This is a genomic window from Herbidospora solisilvae (assembly GCF_009901565.1).
In the GTDB taxonomy this organism is placed as follows: Bacteria; Actinomycetota; Actinomycetes; order Streptosporangiales; family Streptosporangiaceae; genus Herbidospora; species Herbidospora solisilvae.
In genome coordinates this window covers 673,805-686,049 of the sequence record NZ_WXEW01000004.1, presented here as the reverse complement: position 1 = coordinate 686,049, position 12,245 = coordinate 673,805, and the positions used below count along the sequence as shown (strand labels likewise).

12 protein-coding genes are annotated in these 12,245 nt (G+C 70.2%); 9 read left to right on the top strand and 3 right to left on the bottom strand.

Annotation, left to right across the window (positions count from 1 at the left end; translation table 11 throughout):
• The first annotated feature begins 3 nt into the window (after positions 1 to 3).
• Together GT755_RS16515 and GT755_RS16510 are read left to right on the top strand one after the other, a co-directional pair.
• On the top strand, positions 4 to 1,275 hold the full coding sequence (locus GT755_RS16515) for a beta-N-acetylhexosaminidase (protein ID WP_161480563.1): 1,272 nt from the start codon (positions 4 to 6) through the stop codon (positions 1,273 to 1,275).
• A gap of 13 nt (positions 1,276 to 1,288) precedes the next feature.
• Entirely contained in the window at positions 1,289 to 2,701 is a 1,413-nt protein-coding gene (locus GT755_RS16510; RefSeq protein WP_328794369.1) for a cellulose binding domain-containing protein, read from the top strand.
• Between the two features lie 50 nt (positions 2,702 to 2,751).
• On the opposite strand, the gene GT755_RS16505 is transcribed toward GT755_RS16510, so the two are convergent.
• Together GT755_RS16505 and GT755_RS16500 are read right to left on the bottom strand one after the other, a co-directional pair.
• Positions 2,752 to 3,435 (bottom strand): DNA alkylation repair protein, encoded by a 684-nt coding sequence (locus GT755_RS16505; RefSeq protein WP_161480562.1) that lies wholly within the window; start codon positions 3,433 to 3,435, stop codon positions 2,752 to 2,754.
• On the bottom strand, positions 3,432 to 4,085 hold the full coding sequence (locus GT755_RS16500; RefSeq protein ID WP_328794368.1) for a TetR/AcrR family transcriptional regulator: 654 nt from the start codon (positions 4,083 to 4,085) through the stop codon (positions 3,432 to 3,434). The genes GT755_RS16505 and GT755_RS16500 overlap by 4 nt, the downstream gene beginning before the upstream one ends.
• Positions 4,086 to 4,149: 64 nt before the next feature.
• On the opposite strand from GT755_RS16500, the gene GT755_RS16495 reads away from it, so the two are divergent.
• The 5 genes from GT755_RS16495 to GT755_RS16475 all read left to right on the top strand — a co-directional run bounded on the left by GT755_RS16495 (position 4,150) and on the right by GT755_RS16475 (position 8,672).
• Entirely contained in the window at positions 4,150 to 5,451 is a 1,302-nt protein-coding gene (locus GT755_RS16495) for an alkaline phosphatase D family protein (RefSeq protein WP_161480561.1), read from the top strand.
• 73 nt (positions 5,452 to 5,524) lie between these two features.
• Complete coding sequence (locus GT755_RS16490) at positions 5,525 to 7,012, top strand: glycoside hydrolase family 3 protein (RefSeq protein WP_161480560.1); 1,488 nt, start codon at positions 5,525 to 5,527, stop codon at positions 7,010 to 7,012.
• A gap of 170 nt (positions 7,013 to 7,182) precedes the next feature.
• Positions 7,183 to 7,440, top strand: coding sequence for a hypothetical protein (locus tag GT755_RS16485; protein ID WP_030450924.1), 258 nt, complete (start codon positions 7,183 to 7,185; stop codon positions 7,438 to 7,440).
• A gap of 46 nt (positions 7,441 to 7,486) precedes the next feature.
• The gene (locus tag GT755_RS16480; protein WP_030450923.1) at positions 7,487 to 7,747 is read left to right on the top strand and encodes a hypothetical protein; all 261 of its coding nucleotides are present in this window, start codon (positions 7,487 to 7,489) and stop codon (positions 7,745 to 7,747) included.
• A gap of 112 nt (positions 7,748 to 7,859) precedes the next feature.
• Complete coding sequence (locus tag GT755_RS16475; RefSeq protein WP_235966705.1) at positions 7,860 to 8,672, top strand: ATP-grasp domain-containing protein; 813 nt, start codon at positions 7,860 to 7,862, stop codon at positions 8,670 to 8,672.
• On the opposite strand, the gene GT755_RS16470 is transcribed toward GT755_RS16475, so the two are convergent.
• Positions 8,669 to 9,430, bottom strand: a complete 762-nt coding sequence (locus GT755_RS16470) for an SDR family oxidoreductase (protein ID WP_161480558.1) — start codon at positions 9,428 to 9,430, stop codon at positions 8,669 to 8,671. The two genes, GT755_RS16475 and GT755_RS16470, sit on opposite strands and share 4 nt — an antisense overlap.
• 327 nt (positions 9,431 to 9,757) lie before the next feature.
• Here GT755_RS16470 and thrS point away from each other — a divergent pair, with 327 nt between their 5' ends.
• On the top strand, positions 9,758 to 10,963 hold the full coding sequence (gene thrS, locus GT755_RS16465) for a threonine--tRNA ligase (RefSeq protein WP_161480557.1): 1,206 nt from the start codon (positions 9,758 to 9,760) through the stop codon (positions 10,961 to 10,963).
• A 43-nt stretch (positions 10,964 to 11,006) separates the two neighbouring features.
• A complete protein-coding gene (locus GT755_RS16460; RefSeq protein ID WP_161480556.1) occupies positions 11,007 to 12,224 on the top strand; it encodes an aminotransferase class I/II-fold pyridoxal phosphate-dependent enzyme in 1,218 nt (405 codons plus the stop codon).
• The last annotated feature ends 21 nt before the right edge of the window (positions 12,225 to 12,245 follow it).

Here is a 12,245-nt window from a genome sequence, read left to right as displayed (position 1 = left end):
AACGTGATCATTCCGCGGCCACGTGACCTGGCCGTCCTCGGGGGCTCCGTCACGTTCTCCGAGGATCTCGTCCGGCACCGACCCGACCCGGGCCTGCCGGAGGAGGGCTACCGCCTGACCGTCGGCGAGGGCGGCATCGAGCTGGCGTCCGGGGGGCCCGCCGGGGCCTACTACGGGCGGCAGACGCTCCGCCAGCTCGGCGAGCGGCTCCCGGAGGGGGTGATCGAGGACGCGCCCCGGTTCGGGTGGCGCGGGGTGATGCTCGACGTGGCGCGGCACTTCATGCCGAAGGCGTTCATCCTGCGGCTGATCGACCTGATCGCCGAGCTGAAGCTGAACGTGCTGCACCTGCACCTCACCGACGACCAGGGCTGGCGGCTGGAGATCCGGCGCTACCCGCGTCTCACCGAGGTTTCGGGCGACCACTACACCCAGGAGGACATCCGGGAGATCGTCCGGTACGCGCAGGAGCGGTTCGTCCGCGTCGTCCCGGAGATCGGCCTGCCGGGGCACGTGCAGGCGGCGCTGGCGGCCTACCCGGAGCTGGGCAACGACCCGTCCCGGACCTACGAGGTCTGGGCCGACTGGGGCATCAGCGACCACACCCTCAACCTGGAAGAGGAGACCATCACCTTCTTCCACCACGTGCTCGACGAGGTGTGCGAGCTGTTCCCCGGCGAGTACGTCCACGTCGGCGGCGACGAGTGCCGCAACACCGAGTGGGAGCGGACCCCGCGCGCCCAGGAGCGCATCCGCGAGCTCGGCCTGCCCGGCGCGCACGCGTGCCGGGCCTGGATCACCGCCCGGATGGCCGAGCACCTGGCGAAGAAGGACCGGAAACTCGTCTATTGGTACGAGAAGCCCGACGGTCCCCCCGGCGCCACCACCATGACCTGGCTCGATGAGGAGAGCGGCGAGCTGGCCGCCCTTGAGGGCCGCGACGTCGTGCTGGCCCCCCACCTGCGGACCTACCTCGACTACCCGCCCGAGCAGGAGGCCGGTCCGTTCTTCCCCGACCGGGTCCTGTCGTTGTCGAACACCTACCACTTCACGCCCCCGTCGGCGCCGGGGATCATCGGCGTCCAGGCCCAGCTCTGGACCGAGTACATGCCGACCCCGGCCGACGTCGAACGTCAGGCCTTCCCCCGGCTGCTGGCCTTCGCCGAGGTCGCCTGGGGTTCGGCGGGCGACTACTCCGACTTCCTGCGCCGTCTCGACCCCCATCTGACCCGTCTGGCCGCACAGGGCGTCTCGGTGGGTCCGCTCATCCCATAAAGAAAGGAACGATGTGTCCAGCAAGAAGTGGTTAGCCGGCGGACTGATGTCCGCCCTCGCCGCCATCGGACTGGTGGCGCTGCCGGCCGAGGCCGCGACCGCCGTCAAGGTCCAGTACAAGACCAGCGCCTCCGGGGCCCAGGCCGATCAGGTCGAGCCCTGGCTGAACCTGGTCAACACCGGCACCACCGCCGTGGCGCTCAACACCGTCAAGATCCGCTACTACTTCAAGGCCGACTCGGCGTCGCAGCAGTACCGCTTCGCCTGCTCGTGGGCGGTCGTCGGCTGTTCGACGATCACCGGCACCTTCGGCACGATCTCGCCCGGCACGGCCACCGCCGACCGCTACCTGGAGATCGGCTTCACCGGCGGCTCGCTCGCCCCGGGCGCCTCCACCAGCGACATGCAGCTGCGGTTCTACCGGGCCGACTGGCAGCGCATCACGCAGAGCGACGACTACTCGTTCGGCGCGCAGACCTCGTACGCCGACTGGAACAAGATCACCGTCTACCAGTCGGGCGCCCTGTTGTGGGGCAACGCCCCGGCCGGCGGCAACCCCAGCCCGTCCCCGTCGCCCTCGCCCAGCCCGTCGGGCTCGCCGAACAACCCCGGCGGCAACAACGGCGTCGTGTTCGACGACTTCAGCTACACCTCGCACACCGACCCGAACATCAACGCGCACAACTGGACGATCCGCACCAACCAGGGCGGCCCCGGCATCCCCGGCGCGACCTGGCCCGCGTCCAACATCACCTTCCCGACCGTGAGCGGCGCCAACAAGGCCCTCCAGCTCAAGTCGGTCACCGACGGCACCTCGGCCGGCACCCAGCAGTCGGAGGTGCTGCACCAGCGCAAGTTCCTGGAGGGCACCTACGCCGCGCGGGTCTTCTTCACCGACACCCCGACGACCGGCCCCGACGGCGACCACATCGTGCAGACCTTCTTCACGATCACCCCGCTCAACCAGGACCTCGACCCCAACTACAGCGAGCAGGACTTCGAGTACCTGCCCAACGGCGGCTGGGGCGAGCCCGCGAACATCATGTACGCCACCTCGTGGGAGACCTACCGCAACGAGCCGTGGCTGGCGGTCAACACCCACACCGCCAACCGCATCAGCTACGCGGGCTGGCACGACCTGGTTCTCCAGGTCTCCGGCGGCGAGATCAAGTACTACATCGACGGCCAGCTGTTCGCCACCCACGGCGGCGACTACTACCCCGAGACCGTGCAGTCGGTGAACTTCAACCTGTGGTTCATCAGCGGCGGCCTCGTCGGCAGCAGCACCCAGCGTCAGTGGATCCAGCAGGTCGACTGGTTCTACCACGCCAAGAACGAGGTGGTCGCGCCCGCCACCGTCATCCAGCGCGTGAACAACTACCGCACCGCGGGCACGAGCTGGGTCGACACCGTCCCGGCGAGCTGACGCTCGCAGACTGACCGGCGGCTCGCGCGCATTCGGGGCGCGCGAGCCGTTCAGCCGCCTCCGGGCACGTTCTTCAGGGCCTCGCGCCGCGACAACCCGCTGAGCCCCTGGTGCTCGACGTAGCGCACGACCTCGCGCGGGTCGGTCTTGGCGTATTCGCGCAGCGCCCAGCCGATGGCCTTGCGGGCGAAGAAGTCGGTGTCGGACAGGCTCGGCTCGATGCAGGCGTAGAGGAGCGCGCTGTCGGTGTGTTCCTTGAAGGTGTTCTGCGACAGGATCGCGGTGCGGCGTTTCCACAGGTCGGGACTGTGGGCCCAGTCGAGCATCGTCGGGCGCATCGTCTCGGGGAACTGGCGCAGCAGGCCGCCCACCCGGTGGACGGCCAGTTCGTCGACCAGGTCCCACCAGGCGCCGGTGACGATCATCTCCTCGTACATGGGCAGGGTGTAGAGGGTCTGCCACGGGCGGTAGAAGCGGAAGCCCGTCAGGTCGACCGCCGCGTAGCGCTCCTCGCGGTACTTCGCCTCGCGCCACAGTTCGAGCACGGCCCGGCGCCACACCGGCGCGGAGTCGAGCCGGTGGTCGGCGAACACCTTCTTCAGCGCCAGCCGCCGCGGCCCGCTCTGCACGCCCAGGAACGGCATCTCGGACTTCATGTAAGCCCGCATCACCGGCGCCTTCTCGGGGTCGGCGAGGTCGCCCAGAGCGGCCCGCACCGCGTCGACGAGGCTCATTTCGGCTGGCTGGTCCGCTCTCCGGTCGCCAGGCCGTCGAACAGGACCGTGATGTAGTGGTCGGCGAGCGCGGTGGTGTTGAGCCGCCCGCCCGGACGGAACCAGCGCACCGCCACCCAGATCGAGTCGCGGAGCATGCGGTAGGTCAGCTTGGGGTCGACGTCGGCCCGCAGCTCACCGGAGGCCTGGCCCTTCTTGATCTGCTCCATCCACATGCGCTCGATCTCCTCTTCGGCCTTCACGAGGTAGTCGAAGCGGTGGTGCTCCAGCGAGCGCAGGTAGTTCCAGTCGTTCTGCATGACGGTGATCGCGGCCCGGTGGGGTTCGAGCGTGGCGAAGCCGGTGCGGACCATCTGGGCGAGCACCTCGGCCGGGCCCTTCCCGGAGTCGAGGATGACCCGGTAGCGCGCGGTCAGGTCGTCGAGGAAGGTACGCAGGACCTCGTCGACGATCGACTCCTTGGAGTCGAAGTGGTGGTAGAGGCTGCCGGACAGGATCCCGGCCTCGTCGGCGATGTTCCGGACGGTGGTGGCCTGAAAGCCCTTGCGCGCGAACAGTTCAGCCGCCAGTTTGACCAGGTGGTCGCGGCGCTCCGAGGCGGTCACCCCATGGTTTCTGCGCGCCGTCGCGGTGCTCTTGCGCTGGTTCACCCACCCATTATGGGCTGTTGGCGCCGACGGGCCATTCAGAGCGCGGAATCGGCGATGATCGAGGATGGCGAAAATCAAATTCCCGTTCACACTGGGCGTCGCCTCGGGGGAGCCCGCGCCCGACGGCGTCATCATCTGGACCCGGCTCGCCCCCGACCCCCTGAACGGCGGCGGCATGCCCGCGAGCACGTTCGACGTGCGGTGGGAGGTGGCCGAGGACGACACGTTCGCGAAGCTCACGGCGTCGGGCACGGCCAGGGCGCAGCCCTCCGGCGCGCACAGCGTGCACGTCAAGGTCACCGGCTTACGCCCGGCGTCGGTCTACTTCTACCGGTTCCGCGCCGACGGCCACACCTCGCGCGTGGGCCGTACCAAGACCGCGCCCGCCCCCGCCTCGACGGCGCCGCTGCGCATCGCGGTGGCGAGCTGCCAGCGCTACGAGCACGGCCACTTCACCGCCTACCGGCACCTGGTCGCCGACGAGCCCGACGTCATCCTTCATCTCGGCGACTACATCTACGAGTACGGCAAACCCGCGGTCCCCGAGCCGGGCCGTTATGTGCGGCCGCTGAAGGACTCGACCGCCGCCTGCACCACCCTCAACGCCTACCGCGAGCGGTACGCCCTCTACCGCCTCGACCCCGACCTGCAGGCCGCCCACGCCGCCGCGCCGTGGATCACCATCCCCGACGACCACGAGGTGGTGAACAACTACGGGGGCCGCACCGGCGACCCGAAGCGGAGGAAGGCCGCCTACCAGGCCAACGCCGAGCATCTGCCCTATCGGGTCAAGCCGTCCGGCGACACGATGCAGTACTACCGGTGGCGTCCCTTCGGCAAGGTGCTCGACCTGCTGGTGGCCGACGCGCGGCAGTACCGCGTGGCGGGCGACATCCTCGGCCCGGCCCAGACGACGTGGCTGCTCGACCGGCTCAAGGCCTCCACCGCCCGCTGGACCGTGCTCGCCCAGGCGCTGTTCTTCGCGCCCCGCAACCCGCCGAGCACCGACGCCTGGGACGCCTATCCGCAGAGCCGCCGGAAGGTCCTCGACGCCGCGCCGGAGAACTTCGTGGTGCTGAGCGGCGACGTCCACAACGCCTGGGCGGCCCGCCTTGACAGGGGCGTGGAATTCGTCGCGACCGCGATCAGCAGCGCGCCGCCCGCCGTGCGCGACGACGTCCTGGAGCGCAACCCGCACCTCGCGTTCTTCGACGGACGGCGCGGCTACCTGGTCGCCAACGTCTCGATGGAGGAGTTCACGGCCGACTACCGGGCCGTCGCGTACGTCGACCGCCCCGGCGCCCCGGTCTCCACGGCAGCCTCCTTCCGTGCCGTCGGTAACAAGCTCGAACGAATCGACTTGTGAAATTGCAGGTAAGACCTCTAGCGAATAGGAAACTTTCCTATTAGATTTCGGGCATGCCCAAGTGCGGTGCCGCATGACGCGAAGCACGGAGCTGCTGCGTCTGGCTGATTCGGTCATCCTCCCCGGCTTCATCGGGACCTCGCCCCCCGACTGGCTCCGCCGGCGTCTCGCCGACGGACTCGCCGGGGTGGTCTTGTTCTCCCGGAACGTCGACACGCCGGACCAGCTCGCGGCCCTCACGGCCGCGCTGCGCGCGGAGAACCCCGCGCTCCTGGTCGGCATCGACGAGGAGGCGGGCGACGTCACCCGGCTGGAGGCCCGTACGGGCAGCTCCCGCCCCGGGAACTACGCCCTCGGCGTGGTCGACGACGTGCATCTCACCGAGGAGGTGGCCAGAGACGTCGGACACGACCTGGCCGCCGCCGGGGTGACGATCAACTTCGCGCCCGCCGCCGACGTCAACTCCAACCCCGACAACCCGGTGATCGGGCTGCGCTCCTTCGGCGCCGATCCGGGCCTGGTCGCCCGCCACACGGCGGCGTGGATCAGGGGGTTGCAGTCGGCCGGCGTGGCGGCCTGCGCCAAGCACTTCCCGGGACACGGCGACACCGCCGTCGACTCCCACCACGGCCTCCCGGTCGTCCAGGTCAGCCGCGAGGAGCTCCACGAGGTGGAGTTGTGGCCGTTCCGCGCCGCCATCCAGGAGGGCGTGCGGGCGATCATGACGGGGCATCTGGTCGTGCCGGCGTACGACGAGACGATGCCGGCCACCCTGAGCTCGCGCATCCTCACCGACCTGCTGCGGGGCGAGCTCGGCTTCGACGGCGTGGTGATCACCGACGCCATCGAGATGGCCGCTGTCGCGGCGGTCTACGGCATCGGCGGCGCCGCCGCCCGCGCGGTCGCGGCCGGGGCCGACTCCGTCTGCGTCGGCGGCGAGCACGCCGACGAGGCGACCTTCGACCACATCCGCGAGTCGATCGCCGACGCCGTCGCGAACGGGCAGTTGCCGGAGGCCAGGCTGCACGAGGCGTGCGCCCGGGTGGCCAAGCTGGCCGCCTGGCGCTTCACGCCCGGCGACCGCGTGCTCAACGGCGTCCCGGTCGGCCTGGCCGCCGCGCGCCGCGCGATCAGGGTCAGCCACCACGACGGCGCCCGCCTGCCGCTCAGCGCGGCCCCGCACGTCGTCGAGCTCGCGCCGGACACCAACCTGGCCATCGACAAGCACCAGCCGTGGGGCGTCGCCGACCCGTTGGGAGCGCTCCTCCCGGGCACCACGGTCACCCGCCTCGGCGAGGCCGAACTGGCCGACGGCGTGCCCGCCGACCTCCTCGACCGGGCCGCCGACCGGCCGCTGGTCGTGGTCGTGCGCGACGCCCACCGCCACGCCTGGCAGATGGACGCCCTCGGCCACATGCTCGCCGCCCGGCCCGACGGCGTGGTGGTCGAGATGGGCCTGCCGGGACGCACCGACCTGGGCTCCGTGCACATCGCGACACATGGCGCGTCGCGGGTCTGCGGCCAGGCGGCGGCCGAGACGTTGACCGGCCGTTTGCCGTGAAATCCCCATAAGCAACGGCCTCGCGGGCGCAGCCGCGGGGCCGTTTCCATTTCCAGACCAAAATTCTGATCACAGAGTGCTATCAATCGACTACGCAGAGCTATATGCTCGGCAGTGCTTTGACCGGCCAGTCAAACAGACCGTCAAGGAAAGCGCGAGAAGGAGCCGTAGTGATCAAGAAGATCTGCGTGACCAGTGCGATGCTCGCGGCCGCCGCCGGTGCGAGCCTCATCGCCACCCCGGCCCACGCCGACACGTGGTCCGACAACTGGAGCGCGAACATCGGTTCGGCTCAGTCGGGCAACAACTTCGGCTGGGTCGCGGCGCGCAACGCCGGCTCCGGCCGTTCGACCAACGTCAACACCATCAACGGCATCTCCGCTACCGCCACCGGCGGCAGCGTGACCGTGGTCTACATCTTCAAGTAGACCGCCGGTCACGTCCCCAGCACTCACCCCACCCGAAGGAGAGATCATGTTCAAGAAGCTTGCCATGACCGGTGCCGTCCTCGCCGCCGCCTGTGGCGCGAGCCTGATCGCCGCGCCCGCCCACGCCGACACCTGGATCAGCAACGGCAGCGTGAACCGCGGCTCCGCCCAGTCGGGCAACGTGTTCGGCAACGTGGCCGCCACCAACATCGGCGGCGGTTCCTCGACCAACTCGAACACCATCAACGGTGTCTCGGTCACCGCCCGCAACAGCGTGGCGGGCCTCGCCTACCGCTTCGACGACTAGTCGTCGACTCCGGCGCGCGCCGGGCTCTCCTTCCGGGCCCGGCGCGCGCCGTCGCGCGTTGCGGCCATGATGGGTTTCTGTACGTCTGCCGCACATGCAAGGGGAAACATCGATGAAGGCCGCGTATGTCACCTGGGACGGCCCTGATCCGGAACGCGAGACCGTGCTCTCGGCGTGGCTCGCCGAGGGGATCGAGGGCGCACCCGTCCGGTGGGACGACCCCGAGGCCGACTGGTCGGAGTTCGACGCGGCCGTGGTCCGCTCACCGTGGGACTACGTCGGCCGGCGCGACGAGTTCATCGACTGGGCCTGGCGGGCCGAACAGCACACCCGGCTGCTCAACCCGGCGTCGGTGCTGGCGTGGAACACCGACAAGACCTACCTGAAGCACCTGGGCGTGCCGACCGTGCCGACCCACTGGAGCTCGCTCGCGCTGCCCGACTGGCCGGAATACGTCGTCAAGCCGACCGTCTCCGCCGGCGCCCGCGACACCATCCGCACCGCCTCCGCCGAGGAGGCCGCGGCGTTCGCCGCCTCCCTCGAGGCGCAGGGCCGCCCGATCATGGTGCAGCCCTACGTCGAGAGCGTCGAGCACGAGGGCGAAATGTCGCTCCACTACTTCAACGGCCAGTTCAGCCACGCCGTCCGGCGCACCCCGCTGCTGATCGCCGGCATCGGCGACCTCGACGACGCCGGTGCCAAGGCGACCCTCCGCGACCCCGACGACGACCAGTTCGACCTGGCCGAAGAGATCCTCGGCAAGGTGGCCGAGCCGCTCCTCTACGCCCGGATCGACCTCGTCCGGATGCCGAACGGTGAGCCGGTGCTGATCGAGCTGGAGCTGACCGAGCCGTTCCTCTACCTCGACACCGAGCTGGACGCGCCGGGTTTCTTCGCCCGCGCGCTGAAGGAGATGCTCGCCTAACCGTGGGCGGTGATGCCGCCGTCCACGGGGATGACGGTCCCCGTGAGGTAGGAACCGGCCCGTGAGGCCAGGAAGATCGCCGTCCCGGCCATGTCGTCGGGACGGCCGATCCGGCCGAGCGGGACGCTGTCGGCGACCATCCGGCGGGCCTGCGGGTCGTCGAGCACGAACGACATCATCTTCGAGTCGAACGGCCCGGGGGCGATGGCGTTGACGGTGATCGACTCCTTCGCCAGGCGGTCGGCCAGGTGCCGGGTCAGCATGTGCACGGCCGACTTGGTGGCCGAGTAGGCGTAGCTCTCCATCGCCGGGGTGCGCAGGCCGTCGACCGAGCCGATGTTGATGACCCGGGCCGGGTCGTCGGGGGTCGCGGCCTTCCTGAGCAGGGGCAGGAACCGCTGCGTCAGCGCGAAGACGCCCTTGACGTTGATGTTCCAGAGCTTGTCGAAGGCCGACTCGGGATAGTCGTCGAGGGGCGCCCCCCAGGCCGCGCCGGCGTTGTTGACCAGGACGTCGAGCCGGTCGTGCCGGCCGGCGACCAGGTCGTGCACGGCCTCGACCCCCTCACGCGTGGACAGGTCGGCCTGGACCGACCCGCACCCCAGCGCCGCGGCGGTCTCCTCCAGCTGGTCCTTCTTGCGGGCGGTGACGTAGACGGTCGCGCCGCCGTCCACGAACCCCTGGGCGATCATCCGCCCGATCCCACGGGACCCGCCGGTCACCACGACGATCTTTCCTTCGACCGAGAAGAGAGTCATGGGGCCGAGGGTACCGACCGGTCGGTCTGTATGGAACACAGGCTTCTCTTCGTGGAACGCATGCCGTTTCCACAGAGCGCTGTGGGCCGGGCGGAACCGTCGGTCGGGCCGGGCATGATGGCCGCCGGTCCCCGGGTGGGAGGGGGTGGATTTCCGGGAGCTCTCCGCGTGCCCTTCGTGTTAGCGTCTGGGTATGCAGCGCGCCCATCTGACGACGACGCCGGACTCCGTCCCGGCGCGCTGATCACTGCCTTACTTCGAAGCCCGGGGCGCATCGCCCCGGGCTTCGGTGTGTGTGCGCCTCTTTTTCACCAAGGGAGACGCATCGTGTACGACCACCGAAAGCTCGGCCGCGAACTCGACCTGTTCGACGGCGATCCGCTGATAGGCGCGGGGTTGCCCTTCTGGCTGCCCGACGGCGCGGCGGTCCGGATGGCGCTGGAGGACTACGTCCGCGACGTCGAGAGACGCAACGGCTACCGGCACGTCTATTCGCCGATCATGGGCAAGCGCGAGCTCTACGAGATCTCCGGCCACTGGGACCACTACCGCGACGACATGTACCCGCCCATGTCGATCGGCGAGGAGCAGGTGGTCCTGCGGCCCAGCCTGTGCCCGCACCACGCGCTGATCTACCGCTCACGCGGGCGCAGCTACCGCGACCTGCCGCTCCGGCTGGCCGAACTCGGCGGCATGTACCGGTCGGAGCTGTCGGGCGTGCTCGGCGGGCTGACCCGCGTCCGGGCCATCCAGCTCAACGACGCGCACATCTTCTGCACCGCCGACCAGGCCGTCGAGGAGGCCCGCGCGGCCCTCGAACTGATCGCCGCCGCCCACGCGGCCATGGGGATCAGGCCGGTGCGCCACCGCCTGTCGCTGCCGGGGTCCTCGGGGAAGTACGTCGCCGTCCCCGGCCTCTGGGAGCGCGCGGGCGAGATGTTGCGCGAGGTGCTCCACGACGTCGAGTACGAGGCCGTCGAGGGCGAGGCCGCCTTCTACGGGCCGAAGATCGACATCCAGATCGCCGACAACCTCGGGCGGGAGTCGACCCTGTCGACCGTCCAGATCGACCTCTACCAGCCCGCCCGGTTCGACCTGGAGTACACCGGCCCCGACGGGGCCAGGCACCGGCCGGTCATGGTGCACCGGAGCATCGTCGGCAGCGTGGAGCGGGCCGTCGCCCACCTGATCGAGGTGCACGGCGGCGCGTTCCCGGCCTGGCTCGCGCCGGTGCAGGTGGCGGTGCTGCCGCTCGGGGAGGACGAGGCGGCGTTCGCCGACTCGGTCGTCTCGCGCTGTGCCGCCCTCGGGCTGCGCGCCGAGCTCTCGGGGCCGGAGAAGGGCAGCCTGGGAGCGCGCATCCGGGAGGCGCGACTGGTGCCGTACCAGCTGATCGTCGGGTCCCGGGAGGTCGCGGCCGGCGAGGTGTCGGTCCGGCTTCGCGACGGGCGCAAGCTCGCCGCCCTGCCGGTGGCCGAGGCGCTCGGGAGGATCGCGGAGATCACCTCGCGGCGGGAGACCGGGTTGTGGTGACTAAGCTTTCGATGACCGCCCATTACTACCGAGGGAACCCGCGATGAGCGACGTGCGTGCCGAGTACGAGGAGCTGAAGGCCAGGGGACTGAAGCTCGACCTGACCCGGGGCAAGCCCGCCTCGGCCCAGCTCGATCTGTCCACCCCGATGCTCTCGCTGCCTGGGACGTCCTACCGCTCCGCCGACGGCACCGACACCCGCAACTACGGCGGCCTCAACGGCCTGGCCGAGCTCCGGGCGCTGTTCAGCGGGTTCCTCCAGGTCCCGGCCTCGCAGCTCATCGTGGGCGGCAACTCCAGCCTCGCCCTGATGCACGACGCGATCGTCCACTGCCTGCTGGGGGTGCCGCTCGGCGCCGCCCGCCGGTGGGCCGACGAGGAGCGGGTGGCCTTCCTGGCCCCCGTCCCGGGATACGACCGGCACTTCGCGCTCTGCGAGCGCTTCGGCATCGAGCTCATCCCGGTCGCGATGACCCCCGCCGGCCCCGACATGGACGAGGTCGAGCGCCTCGTCGCCGCCGACCCGGCGATCAAGGGCATCTGGTGCGTGCCGAAGTACTCCAACCCCGACGGCACGACCTATTCGGCCGAGACCGTCGCGCGGCTGGCCACCATGACCACGGCCGCGCCCGACTTCCGGATCTTCTGGGACAACGCCTACGCCATCCACCACCTCTTCGACGAGGAGGCCGAGCTCGCCGACCTGCTGGCGCTGGCCACCGAGGCCGGAAACGCGAACCGGGTGTTCGTGTTCGGGTCGACGTCCAAGGTGACCCTGGCCGGTTCGGGCGTCTCGTTCTTCGGCGGCTCACCCGAGACGATCGCCTGGTTCCTCGGCTACATGGGCAAGGGCACGATCGGCGCCGACAAGGTCAACCAGCTCCGCCACGTCGAGTTCCTGCGCGACGAAGACGGCGTGCGGGCCCACATGCGCGCCCACGCCGACCTGATCCGGCCCAAGTTCGAGACCGTCGACCGGATCCTGTCGAAGGAACTGTCGGGCCTGGCGACCTGGTCGTCGCCGCTCGGTGGCTACTTCATCTCGCTCTCGGTGCCCGAGGGCACGGCGAAGGAGGTCGTGCGCCGGGCCGCCGAGGCCGGCATCGCGCTGACCCCGGCCGGGGCCACCCACCCCTACGGGCAGGACCCGTCCGACTCGGTCATCCGCATCGCCCCGACGTTCCCCGACCTGGCGGAGCTCGAAGCGGCGATCAGCGGCCTGGCCGTCTGCGTGCGGCTGGTGGCGGCCGAGCGCGCCTGAGCGCGCCTTACCCGAAGTGAG

Bases quoted from the DNA above. Each gene is read 5' to 3' on its own strand.
- GT755_RS16505 (WP_161480562.1), bottom strand. From the start codon at position 3,435: ATGAGCCTCGTCGACGCGGTGCGGGCCGCTCTGGGCGACCTCGCCGAC.
- GT755_RS16495 (WP_161480561.1), top strand. From the start codon at position 4,150: ATGGCGAAAATCAAATTCCCGTTCACACTGGGCGTCGCCTCGGGGGAG.
- GT755_RS16490 (WP_161480560.1), top strand. From the start codon at position 5,525: ATGACGCGAAGCACGGAGCTGCTGCGTCTGGCTGATTCGGTCATCCTC.
- GT755_RS16480 (WP_030450923.1), top strand. From the start codon at position 7,487: ATGTTCAAGAAGCTTGCCATGACCGGTGCCGTCCTCGCCGCCGCCTGT.
- GT755_RS16475 (WP_235966705.1), top strand. From the start codon at position 7,860: ATGAAGGCCGCGTATGTCACCTGGGACGGCCCTGATCCGGAACGCGAG.
- GT755_RS16470 (WP_161480558.1), bottom strand. From the start codon at position 9,430: ATGACTCTCTTCTCGGTCGAAGGAAAGATCGTCGTGGTGACCGGCGGG.
- GT755_RS16460 (WP_161480556.1), top strand. From the start codon at position 11,007: ATGAGCGACGTGCGTGCCGAGTACGAGGAGCTGAAGGCCAGGGGACTG.